Annotated in this window: 19 protein-coding genes; 13 read left to right on the top strand and 6 right to left on the bottom strand. The window is 42.0% G+C overall.

What is annotated here, in order from left to right; all coding sequences use genetic code 11:
• Positions 1 to 51 precede the first annotated feature (51 nt).
• Positions 52 to 1,314 (bottom strand): malic enzyme-like NAD(P)-binding protein, encoded by a 1,263-nt coding sequence (locus Pcarn_RS00825; protein ID WP_261834529.1) that lies wholly within the window; start codon positions 1,312 to 1,314, stop codon positions 52 to 54.
• Positions 1,315 to 1,455: 141 nt separating this feature from the next.
• Positions 1,456 to 1,674 carry a 50S ribosomal protein L31 gene (gene rpmE, locus Pcarn_RS00820; protein WP_004737142.1) on the bottom strand — a complete coding sequence of 73 codons (219 nt, stop codon included), beginning with the start codon at positions 1,672 to 1,674 and terminating at the stop codon, positions 1,456 to 1,458.
• A 243-nt stretch (positions 1,675 to 1,917) separates the two neighbouring features.
• On the opposite strand from rpmE, the gene priA reads away from it, so the two are divergent.
• The 5 genes from priA to hslU all read left to right on the top strand — a co-directional run bounded on the left by priA (position 1,918) and on the right by hslU (position 7,923).
• Complete coding sequence (gene priA, locus Pcarn_RS00815; protein WP_261834528.1) at positions 1,918 to 4,119, top strand: primosomal protein N'; 2,202 nt, start codon at positions 1,918 to 1,920, stop codon at positions 4,117 to 4,119.
• A gap of 226 nt (positions 4,120 to 4,345) precedes the next feature.
• Positions 4,346 to 5,350 (top strand): DNA-binding transcriptional regulator CytR, encoded by a 1,005-nt coding sequence (cytR, locus tag Pcarn_RS00810; RefSeq protein WP_261834527.1) that lies wholly within the window; start codon positions 4,346 to 4,348, stop codon positions 5,348 to 5,350.
• Between the two features lie 65 nt (positions 5,351 to 5,415).
• Positions 5,416 to 5,961 (top strand): SPOR domain-containing protein, encoded by a 546-nt coding sequence (locus Pcarn_RS00805; RefSeq protein WP_261834526.1) that lies wholly within the window; start codon positions 5,416 to 5,418, stop codon positions 5,959 to 5,961.
• 91 nt (positions 5,962 to 6,052) lie between these two features.
• Entirely contained in the window at positions 6,053 to 6,577 is a 525-nt protein-coding gene (gene hslV, locus Pcarn_RS00800) for an ATP-dependent protease subunit HslV (RefSeq protein WP_261834525.1), read from the top strand.
• A gap of 14 nt (positions 6,578 to 6,591) precedes the next feature.
• Complete coding sequence (gene hslU / locus Pcarn_RS00795) at positions 6,592 to 7,923, top strand: HslU--HslV peptidase ATPase subunit (protein ID WP_261834524.1); 1,332 nt, start codon at positions 6,592 to 6,594, stop codon at positions 7,921 to 7,923.
• Between the two features lie 68 nt (positions 7,924 to 7,991).
• Here hslU and Pcarn_RS00790 read toward each other — a convergent pair whose 3' ends face one another.
• On the bottom strand, positions 7,992 to 9,158 hold the full coding sequence (locus tag Pcarn_RS00790) for a nucleotide sugar dehydrogenase (protein WP_261834523.1): 1,167 nt from the start codon (positions 9,156 to 9,158) through the stop codon (positions 7,992 to 7,994).
• 163 nt (positions 9,159 to 9,321) lie between these two features.
• Between Pcarn_RS00790 and rfaD the strand changes: the two genes are divergently transcribed.
• From rfaD to Pcarn_RS00750, 8 genes are read left to right on the top strand one after another with little or no spacing between them, the layout of a single operon-like run.
• Complete coding sequence (rfaD, locus tag Pcarn_RS00785; RefSeq protein ID WP_261834522.1) at positions 9,322 to 10,263, top strand: ADP-glyceromanno-heptose 6-epimerase; 942 nt, start codon at positions 9,322 to 9,324, stop codon at positions 10,261 to 10,263.
• Positions 10,264 to 10,275: 12 nt separating this feature from the next.
• On the top strand, positions 10,276 to 11,253 hold the full coding sequence (locus Pcarn_RS00780; RefSeq protein ID WP_261834521.1) for a lipid A biosynthesis (KDO)2-(lauroyl)-lipid IVA acyltransferase: 978 nt from the start codon (positions 10,276 to 10,278) through the stop codon (positions 11,251 to 11,253).
• Positions 11,250 to 12,281 carry a lipopolysaccharide heptosyltransferase II gene (gene waaF / locus Pcarn_RS00775; protein ID WP_261834520.1) on the top strand — a complete coding sequence of 344 codons (1,032 nt, stop codon included), beginning with the start codon at positions 11,250 to 11,252 and terminating at the stop codon, positions 12,279 to 12,281. The genes Pcarn_RS00780 and waaF overlap by 4 nt, the downstream gene beginning before the upstream one ends.
• Positions 12,274 to 13,473, top strand: a complete 1,200-nt coding sequence (locus Pcarn_RS00770; RefSeq protein ID WP_261834519.1) for an O-antigen ligase family protein — start codon at positions 12,274 to 12,276, stop codon at positions 13,471 to 13,473. Before waaF ends, Pcarn_RS00770 begins: the two co-directional genes overlap by 8 nt.
• A complete protein-coding gene (locus Pcarn_RS00765; RefSeq protein WP_261834518.1) occupies positions 13,470 to 14,552 on the top strand; it encodes a glycosyltransferase family 4 protein in 1,083 nt (360 codons plus the stop codon). The genes Pcarn_RS00770 and Pcarn_RS00765 overlap by 4 nt, the downstream gene beginning before the upstream one ends.
• A gap of 4 nt (positions 14,553 to 14,556) precedes the next feature.
• Complete coding sequence (locus Pcarn_RS00760; RefSeq protein WP_261834517.1) at positions 14,557 to 15,519, top strand: WavE lipopolysaccharide synthesis family protein; 963 nt, start codon at positions 14,557 to 14,559, stop codon at positions 15,517 to 15,519.
• A 14-nt stretch (positions 15,520 to 15,533) separates the two neighbouring features.
• The gene (locus Pcarn_RS00755) at positions 15,534 to 16,313 is read left to right on the top strand and encodes a glycosyltransferase family 2 protein (protein ID WP_261834516.1); all 780 of its coding nucleotides are present in this window, start codon (positions 15,534 to 15,536) and stop codon (positions 16,311 to 16,313) included.
• A complete protein-coding gene (locus Pcarn_RS00750) occupies positions 16,294 to 17,412 on the top strand; it encodes a glycosyltransferase family 4 protein (RefSeq protein WP_261834515.1) in 1,119 nt (372 codons plus the stop codon). The genes Pcarn_RS00755 and Pcarn_RS00750 overlap by 20 nt, the downstream gene beginning before the upstream one ends.
• Positions 17,413 to 17,457: 45 nt before the next feature.
• Here Pcarn_RS00750 and Pcarn_RS00745 read toward each other — a convergent pair whose 3' ends face one another.
• The 3 genes from Pcarn_RS00745 to Pcarn_RS00735 are packed head-to-tail and all read right to left on the bottom strand — an operon-like array spanning position 17,458 to position 20,448.
• Positions 17,458 to 18,408, bottom strand: a complete 951-nt coding sequence (locus Pcarn_RS00745) for a glycosyltransferase family 9 protein (RefSeq protein ID WP_261834514.1) — start codon at positions 18,406 to 18,408, stop codon at positions 17,458 to 17,460.
• Positions 18,409 to 18,412: 4 nt separating this feature from the next.
• Positions 18,413 to 19,399 carry a WavE lipopolysaccharide synthesis family protein gene (locus Pcarn_RS00740; RefSeq protein WP_261834513.1) on the bottom strand — a complete coding sequence of 329 codons (987 nt, stop codon included), beginning with the start codon at positions 19,397 to 19,399 and terminating at the stop codon, positions 18,413 to 18,415.
• Positions 19,400 to 19,401: 2 nt separating this feature from the next.
• Positions 19,402 to 20,448, bottom strand: a complete 1,047-nt coding sequence (locus Pcarn_RS00735) for a hypothetical protein (protein WP_261834512.1) — start codon at positions 20,446 to 20,448, stop codon at positions 19,402 to 19,404.
• Between the last annotated feature and the right edge of the window lie 8 nt (positions 20,449 to 20,456).

Below are 20,456 nucleotides of genomic sequence, written 5' to 3'. Positions count from 1 at the left end.
TAAAAAAACGCCCTCATAATTGAGGGCGTTTTTGTTGGTATCAATAATGGCTTAGCCTTGCATATAGCCTTCTGGTAGCTCGATACGAGCCACACCAGATTCTATCGCCGCTTTAGCAACTGCGGTTGCAACGCGTGGCAACAGGCGTGGGTCCATTGGCTTAGGAATGATATAGCCAGAACCAAACTCTAGGGCATCAACACCTGCCGCATCCAATACCGCTTGTGGTACAGGCTCTTTGGCTAACTGGCGAATCGCCTCAACTGCTGCAAGCTTCATCTCAATGTTGATCTCGCTTGCACGCACATCCAGCGCACCGCGGAAGATGAATGGGAAACAGATTACGTTGTTCACCTGGTTTGGATAGTCAGAACGACCTGTACCCATAATAAGGTCACTACGAACCTCGTGAGCAAGCTCAGGCTTGATCTCTGGATCTGGGTTTGAACACGCAAATACCACCGGCTTATCACCCATAAGCGCAAGCGCCTCAGGAGAAAGTAGATTTGGTCCCGATACACCCAAGAAGAGGTCAGCCCCCTCGATAACATCTTCTAGAGTGCGTTTATCGGTATTGTTCGCAAACAGCTGCTTGTATTCGTTTAGGTCTTCACGACGAGTGTGAATCACACCCTTACGGTCAAGCATGTAGATCTTCTCACGCTGTGCGCCGCACTTAATCAAAAGCTCCATACATGCCACAGCCGCAGCACCTGCGCCAAGACATACGATGGTTGAGTCACAAAGCTGTTTGCCCTGCAGTTCGATAGCATTCAGCATACCTGCAGCAGTTACGATAGCTGTACCATGTTGGTCATCGTGGAATACAGGCACGTCACAGCGTTCAATCAGACGGCTCTCGATCTCAAAGCAGTCTGGCGCCTTGATATCTTCAAGATTAATACCACCAAAGGTATCTGCGATAGCTGCAACCGTATCGACAAACTCATCGATGGTGCGGTGCTTAACCTCGATATCGATAGAATCTAGGCCTGCAAAGCGCTTAAACAGTAGAGCCTTACCTTCCATAACAGGTTTTGAAGCCATAGGCCCCAGGTTACCCAAACCAAGAATCGCCGTACCGTTTGAGATAACCGCTACCATATTGCCCTTGGCTGTGTACTTGTAGACGTTATCCACATTCTGCGCGATTTCACGCACTGGCTCAGCCACGCCTGGGCTGTAAGCCAGAGATAAATCTTTTACCGAGTCAGCCGGAGTAGTCAGTTCTACACCAATTTTGCCTGGGCGAGGGAATTCATGGTAGTCGAGGGCTTGCTGACGAAAGTCATTGGCCGAGTGTTCATCTGTCATGGAGGGGAAGTCCTTTTTTGTTCTAATAAAGAAAGAGAGTCTACTTAAATTTACTACAGCTCTCTACAATTGAAATTTATCAAACCGTAAAAATGCAAAAAGGCCGCTTTCGCGACCTTTTTGACTGTCTTACTACTAAGATTATTTCTTAGAAGAAAGAGCACCGAAACGCTTGTTGAAGCGATCTACACGGCCGCCTGTATCAACGATACGCTGCTTACCAGTGTAGAATGGGTGGCACTTGTCACACACGTCTAGGTGGATAGATTCTTTAGCTAGAGTTGAGTTGAACTCAAAAGTGTTGCCGCAAGAACAAGTTGCTGTTACAGCTTTGTATTCAGGGTGGATACCTGCTTTCATGGGAAAACCTCATATATAGGCCGTGTCGCTATACAGCTCAACGCTGAACACCACACGTAGTTTTTAAATAGTGACGCCGAACTCTCAGCATCTTCAAGGCGCAGTATAATAAAGAAACCCCTGTGGGTTATCAACCTATTTGTCCCTTTTTTCGCCATTTTTATTGCTAATCGAGAGTGGCTATCGAATTTTAGCAGGCTTTTTCTTACTATTGTCCTCGACCACCCCACTCTAGAGAGCGTCATGCGTCCATCAATAGCAAAAGTAGCCCTGCCTGTACCATTAGACCGTGAGTTTGAGTATTTAATTCCAAACCATCTTTTTCCGGTTATCGGTGCGCGCGTTTGGGTACCTTTCGGCCCTAAAAAACTACTGGGAATAGTGACCGGACTCTCTCATCAATCTGAATACGATATTAACAAGCTCAAACCAATTGCTCAGCTTCTAGATCTCGAGCCGCTATGGCCGGAAAAACTGTATAAGCTCATCAAATGGGGAAGCCGCTTCTATCAAGCTCCTATTGGTGAAACCTTCAGTAATGTAATGCCTGGAGCTCTGCGTAAAGGTAAGCCTGCACACAAGCAAGCCATCAAGACCTGGAGCCTAACTGAAGCGGGTAAGAACCAGCTTATGCAAGGCTTTGGTAGAGCGGTGCAGCAAGCCAAGATAATGCATTCTCTCGAGTCCAGCTCCATGACTCATCAACAGATGTTAGACATTGAGGCCTCCTCTTCTGTGCTAAAGACGTTAGAGCAAAAAGGCTGGATTGAGAGTCAGGAAAAGATCAGTGACAAAATTGAGTGGCCGGAAAAGCGAGTAGAAGAAGAGGACAAACGCCAGCTTAATAATGAACAGATGCTTGCGGTGGTTACCCTAAACCATGTGCAGGGATATGAATGTGCCCTACTCGATGGAGTTACTGGCTCTGGCAAGACTGAGGTCTATCTTCAGCTTATCGAGTCAGTACTAGAAAAAGGTAAACAAGCACTAGTGCTGGTTCCTGAGATAGGTCTGACGCCCCAGACCATCAATAGATTCAAACGTCGCTTCAACGTCAATATCACAACCATCCACTCTGGGCTCAATGAAACAGAAAGACTAAATGCATGGATCGAAGTGAAATCAGGTGAATGCGGCATCTTGATCGGCACGCGCTCTGCTTTGATGACCCCGTTTTCTGATCTCGGCATTATCATCGTAGATGAGGAGCACGATACCTCCTATAAACAGCAAGATAGCTGGCGCTATCATGCTCGTGATATGGCCATTATGCGCGCCCATCATGAACAGATACCGGTTGTCTTAGGCTCAGCGACACCTTCACTAGAAACGCTCGCCAATGCTAAGGCAGGAAAGTACCTACATCTGGAGCTCACTCAAAGAGCGGGTGGTGCCAAGCCAACCACTAATTCAGTTATTGATGTCAAAGGACTCTATCTGGATAGTGGATTGAGTGCCCCTTTGATAGCCCAAATGCGAAAACATCTAGACCAAGGTAATCAGGTACTGCTGTTTCTTAACCGCCGCGGTTTTTCTCCAGCCATGATGTGCCACGAATGTGGCTGGATTGCCGACTGCGTGCGTTGCGATGCCTACTACACCTATCATCAGGGAAGCCAAGAGATGCGTTGTCATCACTGTGGTTCTCAACGCCCTGTGGTGCATCAGTGTCAAAGCTGTGGCTCAACCCAGCTCGTAACCGTTGGGGTCGGTACAGAGCAATTGGAAGCTCACCTTACTGAACTGTTCCCAGAATATAAGACCATTCGCATCGACCGCGATAACACTCGTCGTAAGGGAAGCCTAGATTCAGCCCTAGAGGCGGTTCGCGAACAAGAGTATCAGATTCTTATCGGCACCCAAATGCTGGCCAAGGGACACCACTTCCCGAACGTCACCTTGGTTGCTTTATTGGATGTGGACTCTTCTCTATACAGCAGTGACTTTCGCGCCTCAGAAAAATTAGCACAGCTATTCATTCAGGTAGCGGGGCGAGCCGGTCGTGCCAGTAAGCCCGGACATGTAGTTCTACAGACTCACCATCCAGAGCACTCTCTATTGCAAGCTCTGATCCATAAGGGCTATACCGAGTTTGCCAATACAGCTCTACAAGAAAGAAGAATGGCGCAACTGCCACCCTTTGCCAGCTTGACCCTATTCCGCTCTGAAGCGAATGACTCACAACTGGTTGAAGACTTCTTAAGACAAGTACGCTCGACTCTAGAGGCACACCCGCTGTTCGATCAGAGCTGTTGGGTGATGGGGCCTTCTCCTGCCCCTATGGCAAAGCGTGCGGGTAAGTCTCGATGGCAACTTATTCTGCAGTGTCAGAATCGTCCTACCATGCAAAAGTTACTCTCTAGTGCCAAGCCTGCTATTGAATTGTTACCAAATTCTAAAAAAGTTCGCTGGAGTATTGATGTCGAGCCTCAAGATTTGAGTTAAACTGCGCCGAAATTGTGACCTTTGGTCCCTTTGTAGCGCAACCTTGCTGAAGTTAGACTGAGTTTTGCGAGTCAACTCACAGGCAACGGGTGGAATATGCTACTTTCAGCGTAAACGTCACGGACAAAAATGTTTACACTTATTTGCCTGTCTCTTACCGGAGACAGTTCTGCTCTACATCGGACGAACCAGAGCAAAGCAACGAATAGATAAGGATAAGTGAATCATGGCGACGATGAAGGATGTTGCTGAGTTGGCAGGAGTGTCAACCGCTACAGTATCGCGAGCGTTAATGAACCCAGAGAAAGTTTCTTCTGCCACACGCAAGAAGGTTGAGGATGCAGTGGTTGAATCAGGCTACTGCCCAAACACCATGGTGCGTAGCGTGAAACGAAACGAATCCAAGACGCTAGTGGTGATCGTGCCAGATCTTTGCGATCCCTACTTCTCTGAAATCATCCGCGGGATCGAGCACGCTGCATCTGAACAGGGCTATCTCGTTCTGCATGGCGATAGCCATCAGCAGAAATGTCGCGATAACTCGTTAGTAAACCTTGTCTATTCCAAGCAAGCCGATGGCCTTATTCTTTTAGGTACCGACCTACCCATCGATGCCAGCAAGGCCGAGCAAAAGAATCTGCCACCTATGGTGATGGCATGTGAGTTTGCTCCAGAGCTAGAATTGCCTACCGTTCACATCGATAACCTTACCGCTTCTTTTGAAGCAGTTAATTATCTAGCCCAACTAGGACATAAACAGATAGCGGAGATCACAGGCCCTGATACCTCAGCCCTATCGAACTTCCGTAGCCAAGGCTATCAGCAAGCTCTGCGCCGTGCTGGGTTAACTATCGACCTAACCAAATCTGTATCTGGCGACTTTAGCTTTGATTCAGGGGCAAAGGCGATGCGTAAACTACTCGGCTCACCTACCCCTCCAACTGCAGTATTCTGTCACAACGACATGATGGCTATCGGTGCAATGCGCGAGGCAAAGGCTATGGGTATGCGTATCCCGCAAGATATCTCTATCATCGGCTTCGATAACATAGAGTTCTCAGAATATTGTGAGCCCGCACTAACCACGGTTGCACAGCCAAGATTCGATATCGGCTACCAAGCAACTCAGATGCTATTCAACATATTGAATGGTGATGATGTAAGAACCGGCTCTCGTCTTCTGGATACTGAACTAATTCAGCGTCAAAGTACCATGCCACCGAGCCACTAATATTGTTATCTAGGGTAGTTCTGCTTTAACATACCCAGTATTACTCACTTTATAGAATCAATTGCGTGGCAAGAAAAGATTACGTAAAGGGTGGCCGAGCCCCGAGCAAGCGCTCAACGCGCAAGTCCGCCCCTGCTAAAAAACCATGGAAGGCCATAATCGTGGCCGTGCTTCTCGTGGCGGGCTTCAGTTATGGTCTCTATCTACTGAGTCAGGACCCTGAGCCACCCAAGCCTGTGGTTAGTAAGCCTGTAGAAAAAGCACCCACCAAAGAGCAAGAGATTCTACCGCCACCTCCAGAGGAAAAGTGGGAGTATGTTAAGTCCCTGCCCGAGCGCGAGGTGAAGGTAACGCCGAAAGAAGAGAAGCTTTCTGAGATCCCTTATGTGATGCAGTGCGGCGCCTATAAGAGCCGTGCCCAAGCCGAAGAACGTAAGATGGATATCGCCTTCCAAGGATTGTCTAGTGAGATTCGTCAGCGTCAAGGTAGTAGTTGGTATCGCGTGACTCTTGGCCCTTACGAACGTAAACGCGAAGCCGAGCGAGACAAGCACAAACTGCAGCGCGCCAAGATCGAGCCGTGCGTCATCTGGAAAGATACTGGAAACTAACTTCCCACAAGCCCTCTTCTCGAGGGCTTGATTTTATCTGCTCACATCCCCATTCAATTGGTATCTCACTGGTGAAATTTAAGGAAACCTCGTGACTACCATAGTATCCGTACGTAGAAACAATAAAGTTGTCATCGCAGGTGATGGACAAGTATCCCTGGGCAACACTGTAATGAAGGGCAACGCCCAAAAAGTACGTCGCCTATACAACGGCAAGGTACTAGCTGGCTTCGCTGGCGGTACTGCTGATGCCTTTACCCTATTCGAACGCTTTGAAAGCAAGCTTCAAATGCATCAAGGCCATTTGACTCGTGCAGCCGTTGAGCTAGCCAAAGATTGGCGTAGCGACCGCGCACTGCGTCGCCTAGAAGCACTGCTAGCCGTAGCCGATGAAACCGCTTCTCTTATCATCACAGGTAATGGTGATGTGGTTCAACCAGAAAACGACCTAATCGCAATCGGCTCAGGTGGTAACTTTGCACAAGCGGCCGCTACTGCACTTCTAGAAAATACCGAACTAGACGCACGCGAGATCGCAGAGAAATCGCTAAACATCGCTGGTGATATTTGTGTGTTCACTAACCACCATCACACCATCGATGAGCTTGAATACTAATTAAGGAATTTCGCATGTCTGAAATGACTCCTCGTGAAATCGTTCACGAACTGAATCGCCACATCATTGGCCAAGAAAAAGCTAAGCGCTCTGTTGCTATCGCACTGCGTAACCGCTGGCGTCGTATGCAGCTTGAAGAAGGTCTGCGCGCTGAAGTGACCCCAAAAAATATCCTAATGATCGGTCCAACCGGCGTAGGTAAAACCGAAATTGCCCGTCGTCTTGCGAAGCTTGCTAACGCTCCTTTTATCAAGGTTGAAGCGACCAAGTTCACCGAGGTGGGTTACGTAGGTAAAGAAGTTGAGACCATCATTCGCGACCTAACCGATGTTGCCGTAAAGATGACTCACCAGCAAGCAACCGAAAAAGTGAAATTCCGTGCTGAAGAGCAAGCAGAAGAGCGTATCCTAGATGCCCTACTGCCACCTGCACGCGATGCTTGGGGCCAGAACGAAAAAGGTGAAGACACCTCTAATACTCGTCAAATCTTCCGCAAGAAACTGCGTGAAGGCAAGCTAGACGATAAAGAGATCGATATCGAAGTAGCGGCGCCGCAAATGGGCGTGGAAATCATGTCACCACCAGGCATGGAAGAGATGACTAATCAGCTACAAGGTATGTTCCAAAATCTTGCTGGTAACACCAAGAAATCGCGCAAACTAAAGATCAAAGATGCGTTCAAGTCTCTGGTTGAAGAAGAAGCTGCCAAGCTGGTGAATCAAGAAGAGCTAAAAGAAAACGCTATCTATAACGTTGAAAACAACGGAATCGTGTTTATCGATGAGATTGACAAGATCTGTAAGCGTGGCGAAAGCTCTGGCCCAGATGTATCTCGCGAAGGTGTTCAGCGTGACCTACTACCTCTAATCGAGGGTAGCACGGTGTCTACCAAGCATGGAATGGTTAAAACCGACCATATCCTGTTTATCGCATCGGGCGCATTCCAGGTAGCTAAACCTTCAGATCTGATCCCAGAGTTGCAAGGTCGTCTGCCGATCCGAGTTGAGCTAGAAGCGCTATCAAGCCATGACTTTGAACGTATCCTAACTGAGCCTCGAGCCTCTCTCTCTGAGCAATACGTTGCCCTTCTAAAAACTGAAGAAGTCGATGTGGAGTTCACTAAAGATGGCATCACTCGCATTGCAGAAGCGGCATGGCAGGTCAATGAAACCACAGAAAACATCGGTGCACGCCGTCTGCACACTGTGATGGAGCGTCTGATGGATGAGATTTCTTACGATGCAACCGAGCAGTCTGGCAGCAAGGTTGTTATCGATTCAAACTATGTAGAAGGCAAACTAGGCAAACTGGTTGAAGACGAAGACCTAAGTCGCTTTATTCTTTAATAAAGCCAATCAGCAGATAAAACTAAGGCGCTCTATTGAGCGCCTTTTCTTTTCTTCGCGAATCTCGATTAGTCGCTACCAAATAGGTCTCGAGTGTAAACCTTATCTGCAACGTCACGAATCTCATCAACCATACGGTTAGACACAATCACATCTGATACTTTCTTGAACTCTTCCAAGTCTCGAATGTTCTTGGAGTGGAAGAAATGCTCTTCCTCAAGCACAGGCTCATAAACCACAACCTCAATACCTTTGGCCTTGAGGCGTTTCATGATGCCCTGTACAGATGAAGCACGGAAGTTGTCCGAACCCGCCTTCATGATCAGACGATAGATACCCACAACCTTAGGCTGACGCTTCAAGATAGAGTCTGAGATGAAGTCCTTTCGGGTACGGTTCGCATCAACGATAGCACCGATGATGTTGTTCGGTACTTCCTGATAGTTAGCCAGAAGTTGCTTAGTATCCTTAGGTAAGCAGTAGCCACCATAACCAAATGATGGGTTGTTATAGTGATTACCGATGCGTGGGTCTAGGCCAACACCTTCAATGATCTGACGCGTATCCAAACCATGCGCTTCAGCATAGGAGTCTAGCTCATTAAAATAAGCCACACGCAGAGCAAGATAAGTGTTAGAGAAAAGCTTAACCGCCTCTGCTTCAGTAGAGTCAGTGAAAAGAACGTCGATATTCTCTTTCTCTGCACCTTCGACAAGTAGCTCGGCAAAGCGTTTCGCACGCTCACTGCGCTCACCCACAATAATTCGGGATGGGTGAAGGTTGTCATACAGAGCACGACCTTCACGCAAAAACTCAGGAGAGAAAATGATGTTCTCGCTCTCAAGCTCTTGTTTGATGCGCGCTGTATAGCCTACCGGCACGGTCGATTTAATCACCATCACCGCATCTGGATTGATAGCCTTAACATCTCGAATTACTGCTTCAACCGATGAGGTATTGAAGTAGTTAGTCTGAGGGTCGTAATCCGTCGGTGTTGCGATAACCACGTACTCAGCATCTTTATAAGCTAACTCTTTATCGAGAGTGGCGGTAAAGTTAAGCTCTTTTTTAGTTAAAAACTGCTCAATCTCAGCGTCTGCGATAGGTGACTTACCAGTATTAAGAAGCTCAACTTTCTCTGAAATGATGTCTACCGCAACAACCTCATGGTGCTGCGCCAATAATACTGCGTTAGAGAGACCGACATAGCCGGTACCAGCGATTGCAATTTTCATATTATTCTCTGTTTTCTCAACCTACCTGAATGTCTATTCATACAGGCTTATATAAATAACGATACCATATCCTGAAAACAATGCCGAAGTATCTTATACGACTGTTAACCCCATGAATGCATTGCTATAATCCTCTCAATATAGATAAATATTAGGAAGTATTATGTTCATAGTAACCGGTGGCGCAGGAATGATTGGTAGCAATATTGTAAAAGCGCTAAATGATAGAGGTATAGATGACATCTTAGTTGTCGATAACCTCAAGAATGGCCGTAAGTTTGCAAACCTTGTCGATCTCGACATCACCGATTACATGGACAAAGAAGACTTCCTAGTTCAGATTATGGCAGGAGAAAACTTCGGCCCTATCGATGCCATTTTCCATGAAGGCGCATGCTCAGCCACCACCGAGTGGGATGGCAAGTACATAATGCATAACAATTATGAATACTCAAAAGAACTTCTGCATTACTGCTTGGAGCGAGAAATTCCGTTTCTATATGCATCCTCCGCTGCTACCTATGGTGAAACGGACACATTTATCGAAGAAAAGCCTTACGAGGGGGCACTAAACGTCTACGGTTATTCTAAACAGCAGTTTGACAACTATGTCCGTGGTGTTTTTGCTGAAGCTGAAGCGCATGGAGAGACACTATCCCAAGTAACAGGTTTCCGTTACTTCAACGTATACGGCCCTCGCGAACAGCACAAAGGATCAATGGCATCTGTGGCTTTTCATCTAAACAACCAAATGAATGCGGGTGAAAATCCTAAGCTGTTTGAAGGTAGTGAAGGATTCAAACGCGATTTTGTCTACGTTGGAGACGTTGCAGCGGTTAATATTTGGTTCTGGGAAAACAATCAGTCTGGTATTTTCAATCTAGGCACTGGCAACGCGGAGTCTTTTGAAGAAGTCGCAAAAGCGGTAATTAAACATCATGGAAAGGGTAAGTTCGAAACAATTCCATTCCCTGAACACTTAAAGGGTGTTTATCAAGAGTACACTCAAGCCGACCTAACTAAACTTCGTAAGACGGGCTGCAACCATAAGTTCAAAACAGTGGCTGACGGTGTTGCTGAGTATTTAGATATCATAAATAAGTAGCCAAGTTAGCAAATGAAAAACACGCGCTATGACTTCGACCCTAAAGAATACAGTCCTAAATTCGAGACAAGATTCTTAGCTCCTAAGTACTGGGCAACTTGGCTTGGTATCCTATTTGCCATCCCATTCAGTTTAATGCCCCTACGACTTCATAGATGGCTTGCGCTTTGTGCGGCCAAGAAAGTAGTTTCTAGGTCAAAAGGACAAGCCCAGAGAGCAAGGGTAAACCTGAGTTATTGCTACCCTAAAATGCCCCAAAAAGAACGTGAAGAGATCATTTATAATATGATATCGACAGCAGGGGCTTATCTCATGCGTTTCCCTCTGTTGACACTGCGCAACAGGAAGTGGCTGGCTAGAAATACTGTTGTGAATGGGTTAGAAAATTTTAACGAACAAAGATCCACAAACCAAAATATCATTTTTCTAGTGCCTCACACATGGTCTGTCGACGTCTTTGCTATGTTACTTGCTTCCCAGGGACATTCTGTTTGCACCATGGTCAAGAGCCAAAAGAATCCATTGAGCGAATGGGCTATGTCTAAGCAGCGCAAGCGCTATGGTGGCCGACTCTACGAAAGATCTGGCGGTATAAAACCTTTCATTAAAGCGGTTAATGATGGCTACATTGGCTATTTCTTGCCAGATCAAGATCATGGCGCCAAAAAGAGCGTGTTTGTGGATTTTTGTGCTACGACGAAGGCAACGCTCCCCGTAATGGGTTTTTTAGCCAAAACAACCAACTCTAAGATTATTCCGCTTTGGACAGAGTTTGATATTAAAACAGGCAGATTTGTGATTGATATCTATCCGGCATTGGAAAATTTTCCAACTGAAACACCAGAGGGAGACGCGACTGCAATGAATCGATTTATTGAAATGTGTTGCCAAGACAAGCCCGAACAATACATGTGGAACCTCAAGCTTTTGCACTCTCAGCAAGATGGTTCATATATTTACGATACTCCCCTACCTGAAGAACCCCAATGAAAAAGATACTCATCATAGGCCCCTCCTGGGTTGGCGACATGGTAATGAGTCAATCTCTTTATCGACAACTTAAAATACAAAGCCCCAATAGCCAAATAGACGTTTTAGCTCCTGCTTGGTGCAAGCCCCTGCTAACAAGGATGCCTGAGATACATCAAGCTATTGATATGCCACTCTCTCATGGTGAATTCAAACTCACTCAAAGATATCAAATTGGTAAACAGCTACGCTCAAAGCAGTATGATCATGCTTATGTATTACCAAACTCTGCGAAGTCTTCATTAATTCCATTTTTTGCTGGTATCCCTATCCGAACTGGGTGGAAGGGAGAGAGTCGATATGGTTTGCTCAATGATATTCGCCTGAATAAAAAGTCTTTTACTTATATGGTAGAAAGGTATGTGGCACTCGCCCACCCTAAAGGGGATATGTTGGATTCATCAAGCCTTGGTGGTTTGACTAATATCCCATGGCCAAAGCTTGTATTGGATAGAACAATAGTTGAAAAGAGTGCGACAAAATTTGGACTTAATCTTAACTCTAAGATCGTTGGATTATGCCCCGGAGCGGAGTTTGGTCCAGCAAAAAAGTGGCCAACAGAGCACTATGCCGAACTAGCAGGTCAACTATTAGATAATGGTTACCAAGTATGGTTATTTGGTTCACAAAAGGATGAAGAGACCACATCTCAAATTGTTTCTTCTCAAAAAGATTCAAATCAAGAGCACATATTTGACTTAGCTGGAAAAACCTCATTAGAAGAAGCTGTAGATCTACTGTCACAATGTAAATATGTTGTCAGCAATGACTCAGGATTAATGCATGTAGCAGCCGCCGTTGGAAGCCATGTCATAGGTATCTATGGCTCTACTTCTCCAGAATATACGCCACCTTTGACAGAGAAGTTGAATATTGTAAACACAGAGATCGAATGTCGTCCATGCTTTAAACGAGAGTGTCCACTTGGACACCTTAGATGCTTGAATGAAATTGCTCCCTCAGACATCAGTAAATTACTTAATGACTAATCAATTACCTAGACTTACTTCCATATTCGCACTGCTCATTCCTGCGTTTTTTCTAGTCGCTGAAAACAGCTATGCTTGGTTTACTATCCCTCTTATAGTGATCAGCCTATTCGCACTGCCTCATACTAAAAACGTTAAACTAACAAAAGAAGATAAGCGGCTATTTCTCGCCCTTTCTATGTACTTTTTCTGTACAGCTCTGTCAGTTCTTTTGATGGGTGGTGAACTAAAAAATCTTGATGCTCCAAGCCGAGCTTTATTAGTAATCCCAACCATAATGCTGCTGTTAAAGTACCCTCCATCTGAGCGTTTTCTTGTATCTGGTCTCCTTTTAGGAGGTATTTTTACTGGGTTGTTGGGCTACTACCACTATTTTATCTTGGGAGTGCGAGCGTTCGACATCCCTGGCTTTATGGTTATTCAATCGGGTAACTTTTCAATGTCTCTAGGGCTGTTTTCTTTAGCTTTAGTCTTTGAGTTCATAAAACAAGGCAAAGATTACAAACCGATAGCTTTCGCAACGTTTGCCTGTTTACTCGGGATCTCGGCGAGCTTTCTTTCCGGTGCTCGTGGCGGATGGGTGCTTAGTCCATTTATAATAATCGCAATCCTTATATTGCACCGTAAGGTAATATCCCGCCGCGCTACTGCCGTAATATTAGTTTCTGCGATATTGATTTCAGTGATGGGGTATTCATCGGTCAGCAAGCGAGTTGCTGTTGCTTACAAGCAGATAGATGTTTACCTCACTAAAGACAAAAGTAACACCTCCGTTGGTTATCGCTTTGAAATGTGGAAAGCGGGATTACATGCGTTCATTAATAACCCTGTATTTGGCACCGGCTATGCCGATCGCATAAAAAGCAAACATGAAGCGATAAATGACGGATTTGCAGACAGAAGCATCCTCAAACACTCTCGCTTACATAATAATTACATCGAAGAAGCTTCGATTAAAGGCAGCATAGGTTTAATAGTCTTGTTGGGGTTCTTTGGTTACCCTTTATACCTATTTACTCTATCCTACATTAAAACAGAGTCTATCTATGCCCTACTTGGTATTGTGCATGTTGCATCTACGATGGGTTACGCACTGACACAAAACTTTATCAATCATCAATCTGGAATTCTGTATTTCATTATCTTTACAGCTCTATTTTATGCCAAACTGCCCCGAGGTAGCGAAAAGTGAATATACTGGTCTGTAGCTCTTATAAAAGCAATTGGCACGCGGTTAGACCCGAAGCTGAAGTCTATATCGAGCTTTCAAAACAAGGACATTCAATCACCATTGTGACCCAAGGAGATGCTGAATACGTCTCTAGGTTTAAAGAGTTTGGCATAGAGGTCGTTGACTCTTACCCTTCGAAAAAGATCTGCTTTGATTCGATAAAAACGATTAGATCCATAATTAAAAGCAAAAATATAGATATATGTTACGCCTACAACTCTAAAACCATTCCCAATGCAGCCTTTGCATGCATAGGCACAAAAGCCAAGCTCATAGCATATAGGGGAACAATTAGTGGGCTACATAGATATGACCCTACGTCTTACTTAACAGCTCTACATCCTCGCGTAGATGGTGTTGTTTGTGTGAGTGAGGCGGTTAGGCAACAAGTATTGAAAAAGGTATGGCACAATAAAGAAAATATCGTCACTATCCACAAAGGACATGACACTGACTGGTATGACCCTTCTCCCGTTCCTAGAGCTGATCTCAACATTCCTGAAGGCAGCAAGATAGGGATATGCGTTGCCAATTCGAGGCCATCGAAAGGTGTTAAAGTACTTTTGGACGCTATTAAAGACATCGATAACCCCAATTTTCACCTAGTCTTAGTCGGCAATGGAATGGAAGCTTTGCAAGAATATGCGCAAAATTTTGCCTTGTCTGCGCAGATTCACTTTTTGGGTTTCAGGAAAGACATCTCTAACCTGATGGCTATGTCAGATTTTCAGATTCAACCTTCAGTTAGTGGCGAAGGGTTACCTAAAACAATCATCGAAGCGATGGCAGTAAGCAAGCCCTCTATTGTCACGACAACTGGAGGGTCCCCAGAACTCATCACTGATGATGTTAACGGTAAGGTTGTAACTGCAGGAAACAAAGAGCAACTAACAAAAGCCATTGAGCTTTTTATTTCTGGTGAAGTCGACTTAGCATCCATGGGTAAAGCTTCTAAGAAAAGAATGGAGCAAGAATTCAGTCTGTTAAGAGCAGTCACTGAGCATGAAAGTTACTTTAGACACTTAATGGAGACTAAATAGTACAATGATAAAAGGAAAAGACATTACATTTGTAATCCAAGGTCCCATCGTCGATAGTACAAAAAAATCAATAAGTACTCTTAGGGAAAACTTTCATGACTGTAAGATAATAGTCTCGACTTGGAAAAATGAAAATATAAACGATATTGTAGCCGATAATATTATCATGAATGAAGATCCAGGGCCAACGACAATCAGCTACAATAGAAAAAACAAGCCTCACACAGTCAATATTAATAGGCAAATTGTATCTACAATCTCTGGCCTAAAAACTGTTGAAACAAAGTATGCTGTGAAATTAAGGGCTGATAATATACTTAATAGCGATAACCTATTGAGTTACTTCGATAGATTTAACAGCCATCGAGATAGCGAATACTCTATTTTTAAAAAAAGAGTTATAACAACTACTCATTTCTCTAAAGAATTTACTCAAGGGCTAATAATACCGTTCTTTATTTCAGATTTCTTTCAATTTGGTCTCACTTCTGATTTAGTTGATTTATGGGACATACCCTTATTTGATGATTACTTATACAATTCAAAAATAAAGAACAAACTCCAACATGAAAATATGCCATATAAGCAACACCACGTTGAACAAAAGTTATGGCTTGCATATATAAGCAAACACCACAATGTAACCCTAAAAGACAAATTCGGCGACAAAAAAAGCATATACCAATCGTATAAATATATGATTAACAACCTGATAATTTTAGGGGAAGAAGAGCTAAACTTAGTAGTTCCTCAGCGACTAAGACACAAAGATAATTTTTTCTCAGAGCATTTTACTTATAGAAGATGGCATTATCTTTATTGTAAAAACTTTAATTTAGATACACATGAAAATGTACTTACCATCACTAAATGGAAACTAAAAAACATTTACTTCTTTATTAGAAGCGGGGCGAGGAGTTATATTAAAATGAGATTAAGATTAAATAAATCCAGTAGACAGCTTTAATATCAGGGGGTAAAGTGGCAACAATTGGAATCCTATTAATAACAAAGAATGCTGATAAGACGTTAAATAAGTGCTTATCTTCCATCCAAGATTGGGCTGATGAAATCGTCATATTAGACTCAGGAAGCACTGATCAAACTTTAGAGATAGCCAAAAGGTATACTCAAAATATCCATGTAAAAACTGACTGGGAAGGTTTCGGAATACAACGACAAACAGCACAGTCATACTTGAGTGCAGACTGGGTGTTTGCTATCGATTCCGATGAAGTTGTTACACCTGAGTTGAAAGAATCTATTTTAAACGCCGTAAAAACATCAGATCTAAAAACATGCTTTTCTGTAAACAGACTGACTTGGGCATTTGGCAAATTTATACGACACTCTGGATGGTATCCAGATAGAATTGTCCGTCTTTATCCAAGGAACCATACAACCTACAATAACTCTCAAGTTCACGAGAAAGTAATTGTTCCTAATAATACGAAAATAATAAAACTAAATGGTGATCTTCTCCATTATACTATTGATAGTCTCACGCAATATACATCCAAGACAAATCTTTATATAAGGTCATGGGCTGATCAGCGAGAAGGGAAAAAGCGCTCTAGCTTAGGTAAAGCAATATCTCATGCCTTCTTCCGATTCTTCAAGATGTACTTTATTAAGCTCGGCTTTCTAGATGGTAAACATGGACTTTTACTCGCTGTACTAAGTGCAAATACTGTATTTACCCGCTATGCTGATTTATGGGTCAGAGAGATATCAAAAAGAAATGAAAATATTAATCTGTAATAAAAATCTCAAAAAGCTTCATACTGGCACCAGCAGAAATGTTTATGAGCAAATTCGTTATTTTGTCTCAAAAGGTTATGAAGTAAACATAGCAGCAGAAACTCTTGACACTGATAGTATAAAGTCATTTGGAGCAATCCCTCATAAAACCCTTAGGCTTCCTTGGTTGTCTGGGTATAAACGTAGGTCTTTTTATTCAAAGCAATGTGACAAAATAAGAAGAAGCATAAAGCCTGACCTTACAATTGGTCATGGTGACTACCAAAACCCTGATATTCATTGTATTCACAACAATATTCACTTAGCCTATGAAAAAATTCACGGTGACGATATAGATGAATCAGATGATATGTATAGAATCCATACTCCTATTTTTAAAAACCGTAGCTTCAAGCATATAATTGCAAACTCTGGATTAGCAAAGTCGGACTTAAATACTAGATTTGGAATCCCAAAAAAAGACATTACTGTTGTATATCCTGCTGTGAATGAGAAGAAATTCCATAGAATAGATGATGAAAGAATAGAAGAAATAAGAAACTCTTTAAACGTCAATAACAATGAGATATTGATCGGTTTAATTACATCTGGTGACTTTAAAAAAAGAGGTTTGGATATATTTTTCAAGGCTTTAACTGAAATTTCAGAAAAAGACTCTAGAAATATTAAAATTCTATTGATAGGTGAAAGCAATATTCCTGAACACTACTTATCAATTATTGAAAGTTCAAATATCAAAGAGAAAATACTATTCTTACCTATTCAAAATAACATTGAAGAATACTTCAATGCTCTTGATGTTTTCATTCTTCCGTCTCGGATAGAAGAATTTGGTAGAGTTGTAGCGGAAGCAATGGCCTGCGGTTGTCCAATAATTACAAACACAGACGTAGGAGCTTCAGAAATTTTAAAAAATGAATCTAGAAAGTATATATACTCTAATCAACATCCTGAACAGATACCTGAAATGCTGACAGAGCTTATCAATAGTAGAGTTCTAAGAGAAAGGCTATCCATAAATAATCTGGAAAGTGTAAGAGGAATTTTAGAAATCAACACATACCCAGAATTTGACAAGGTGTTTTCTGCCTTTCTCTAGAAGTACAGAATTATTTTTAATTAGCCATAAAAAAGTACTATTCGATTATTTTGATCCAGTGACTTCTAACAATTCAAAAACCTTATCCTGGAACTCTTGATAAACAAGAAGCGAAGGTTCTTCTTTATATATAATATCTGATATTCCGCCTCCCTGAGGAAATGTTCTATTAGGCTCTCCAGGGAGAAAGAGACCTAAAACAGGTACCTTACAAGAAGCTGCTATATGCAATGGACCAGAGTCATGTCCGATAAACAACTCAGCATTTGGTAATAAAGCTATGGCATCCAGAAAATTATTATCGGACAATGTGTCTGAGAAATAGTGATCTGAAACCGATTTTCCTAGCCTATCCTTAAGCAATTGTAATTCTTTAGGTGTTCCAAACCACACTATTTTTAATTTATCTTTTAAGCTTTGCGCTAGTTTTAGCCATAATTTTAGTGGGGCACACCTACTGATATCTCCTGCAAAAGGGTGTAATACAATATACTTTTCAGGTAATTTTCTCGAAAAATCAATATCTAAAGAATACTTAGGTTCTATAACCTCAATATCGATTAGAGTCAGCAGCGAAGAAATTGAGTCCATAACAGGTATATTTTTAGAATATCCTGTTACTGATTTCGTTAAGAATAAGTTATTTTTTTTACTCTTGAAGCCGATTACTTCCTTTACTCGGATAAGTCTTGAAAATAAACTTGGCCTCCAGCTTTTTGATACATTTATAACTATATCGTAATTGTTTTTATTTAAATTTAAAAAAAGTTTCAAGAAATCAATAAACTTTCCTTTATCACTTTTGTTTTTAGCCCAGTATGGTTTAATCGATAATACATTATCAACACTAGGTATTAAATTAGCAACAACTTCACCGTAAGGTTTACAAAGGTAATCAACCTTTGAGTTGGGAAAATTACTTTTAATTGACATTGGAACTAGAGAGCTAAAAACCACATCCCCAACATTATCAAAACAAATAACCAGAACTCTCATCCTGTCACCTAGTCAGTTTTTTTCTGTATATATTAAATATAGTTTCTATACTTCTTGGGTATATAAGAATAAATCTAGTTAACGCTACCCTAATCTTACGGCTTAGCTTAGCATCAATAACATGATTGTGGTTGACATACTTTTTATACAGACGCTGCCATTCATAATACTGATAGTGAGCACATTTACCTTTAAAACTATTAACTTTAGCTTTGCCTTTGAACTTACTAGAAAGGCCTAGGCCTAACTCATTCTCATTTAAAATAATAAGGTTGTTTGCAATAAACTCTTCAGATATTTTAAGTTTATCGCCTGATAAATCATGAAGATGCCTTAAATTTATATTAAATCCGACTTTATCAAGGAATTTCAAAACAAATAATTGTGTACAATCAACCAAATGATAAGGAGCACAATTATCAATGGGTACTCTATCTGTAGGAACAAAGTCAACTTCCAACGGTAGGTCCCACAACGATAGCAAATCCTCTGTTAGACCAAAATAGAAAAAATCACTAATATGAAATGCAACATGTAATCCTTTAGCAATTTTCCTAGTGAAAACATCACAAACTACAACCCTTTCATTTAAAAATTTATATTTATCAGAGTAGCCTTTAAAATATTTTTGAAAGTCAACGAAAGCATTGCTTGTAAGGTAATTGTCGGAGCGCAGCTTAATCGCATACTTGGTCTTGACCTTCTTCAGCCCTTCAGTTGTAGATACAATTTGTCTATTGTTATTAAAGTAGTGAGGTTCACCCTTAGAATTATACTGACGTATATTCTGACCAGGATCGTCACACAGAACCAATTCATCATAGTCTAAGCCGTTTAAATCTTGACCATGCCATGTAGACAATATAATGGTAGCTCCAGGCAAATGCCTTCTTACAGATTTAAGGCAAGTTTGAGTTATACCATCATCTTGTTTTCTATCTTTGAGGGCCTGTACAGGCCCTTGTACAACTACGCTAATATCTTCAAACATACTTAGTCATCAAACAATGCATCTAAAATTTTACTATCGCGTTCAAGGTTTATCGCAACAGCTGACGGATAAGGGTTGGTAGGTGAATAATCGTTAACTAAATACCTTCTTGTATGAGGCAGACCAAACACAACGCGGTCTGTTCTAACGCCATGCTTTTTCAGTTCATTAACAGTGTATTCTTCTTCACTTTCAGGGCGAGAAGATGTCAATACTAGATACAGTAATCCAGCTCGCTGTAACTCTGATATCTTTCTCAAGTTCTCTTCTATAGCTGTTGTTTTCCATCCATGTTTAGAAAATTTACTACCATTTTTAAGTAGTACTCCGTCAACATCACAAAATAGAGTAATGTGCTTCTTACAATAGTGACGGTATTCTCTCAATGTTCCCCAGTCAGTATAGTGAGAAGCATGGACCTCTCTAAACTCTTTTCCATTGAGGAGCATTTTATAGATTATATGCGAAATGTAGACTTCTTCGTCACTTGAAATAGAATCAAATGTATCGATAAACTCACTCACTGATTCAAAACTATATCCACCACAACAAAAGGAGTTACTAATCACATTCTTTTCAACAATATTAGATATAACACCTAAAGAATTAACATCTACGTAACTTTTGTTTTTCGCATCCACTAACTCAATATCATTTAAATTTATAGTTGCGACAGAGTTTGCAGGTTGAGGGTCACACGTAAAAATATTATCACAATCCTTGATGAAGATACTGCCTTCAATTTCTGTCTGTTTAACAGCAGCATATATTGTCTCAGATTGAGACGATGTTGGTTCATCTAAAATACATAGCGTAGGTTTAAATCCAGTGGCAGATTCAAAACTATCCACAATAAACTGTTCATTTACATACAGATCTAGATGCTCTCTTAAACAGATAATAATGATATTATCAAATTTAGATAACTCTAGACCTTCCACCGATTTTTCAATCATCAACTTCCCATCAGGCATAGTCAATAGCCATTTAGGTCTCATATTTGGGAATCTTGATGAACGACCAGCAACTGGTAATAGTAATGAAAACATAATTCTCT

This window comes from Vibrio ishigakensis (assembly GCF_024347675.1).
Classification (GTDB): Bacteria; Pseudomonadota; Gammaproteobacteria; order Enterobacterales; family Vibrionaceae; genus Vibrio; species Vibrio ishigakensis.
Note: the sequence above shows the minus strand (reverse complement) of the source record. Positions and strands in the feature narration are given on the sequence as shown.

Excerpts from the sequence above, each read along its gene's own strand:
- Pcarn_RS00825 (WP_261834529.1), bottom strand. The coding sequence starts at position 1,314 with ATGACAGATGAACACTCGGCCAATGACTTTCGTCAGCAAGCCCTCGAC.
- Pcarn_RS00745 (WP_261834514.1), bottom strand. The coding sequence starts at position 18,408 with ATGAGAGTTCTGGTTATTTGTTTTGATAATGTTGGGGATGTGGTTTTT.
- hslU (WP_261834524.1), top strand. The coding sequence starts at position 6,592 with ATGTCTGAAATGACTCCTCGTGAAATCGTTCACGAACTGAATCGCCAC.
- waaF (WP_261834520.1), top strand. The coding sequence starts at position 11,250 with ATGAAAAAGATACTCATCATAGGCCCCTCCTGGGTTGGCGACATGGTA.
- Pcarn_RS00790 (WP_261834523.1), bottom strand. The coding sequence starts at position 9,158 with ATGAAAATTGCAATCGCTGGTACCGGCTATGTCGGTCTCTCTAACGCA.
- Pcarn_RS00735 (WP_261834512.1), bottom strand. The coding sequence starts at position 20,448 with ATGTTTTCATTACTATTACCAGTTGCTGGTCGTTCATCAAGATTCCCA.
- cytR (WP_261834527.1), top strand. The coding sequence starts at position 4,346 with ATGGCGACGATGAAGGATGTTGCTGAGTTGGCAGGAGTGTCAACCGCT.
- Pcarn_RS00760 (WP_261834517.1), top strand. The coding sequence starts at position 14,557 with ATGATAAAAGGAAAAGACATTACATTTGTAATCCAAGGTCCCATCGTC.
- Pcarn_RS00740 (WP_261834513.1), bottom strand. The coding sequence starts at position 19,399 with ATGTTTGAAGATATTAGCGTAGTTGTACAAGGGCCTGTACAGGCCCTC.
- Pcarn_RS00750 (WP_261834515.1), top strand. The coding sequence starts at position 16,294 with ATGAAAATATTAATCTGTAATAAAAATCTCAAAAAGCTTCATACTGGC.
- Pcarn_RS00780 (WP_261834521.1), top strand. The coding sequence starts at position 10,276 with ATGAAAAACACGCGCTATGACTTCGACCCTAAAGAATACAGTCCTAAA.
- rpmE (WP_004737142.1), bottom strand. The coding sequence starts at position 1,674 with ATGAAAGCAGGTATCCACCCTGAATACAAAGCTGTAACAGCAACTTGT.
- Pcarn_RS00770 (WP_261834519.1), top strand. The coding sequence starts at position 12,274 with ATGACTAATCAATTACCTAGACTTACTTCCATATTCGCACTGCTCATT.
- priA (WP_261834528.1), top strand. The coding sequence starts at position 1,918 with ATGCGTCCATCAATAGCAAAAGTAGCCCTGCCTGTACCATTAGACCGT.
- rfaD (WP_261834522.1), top strand. The coding sequence starts at position 9,322 with ATGTTCATAGTAACCGGTGGCGCAGGAATGATTGGTAGCAATATTGTA.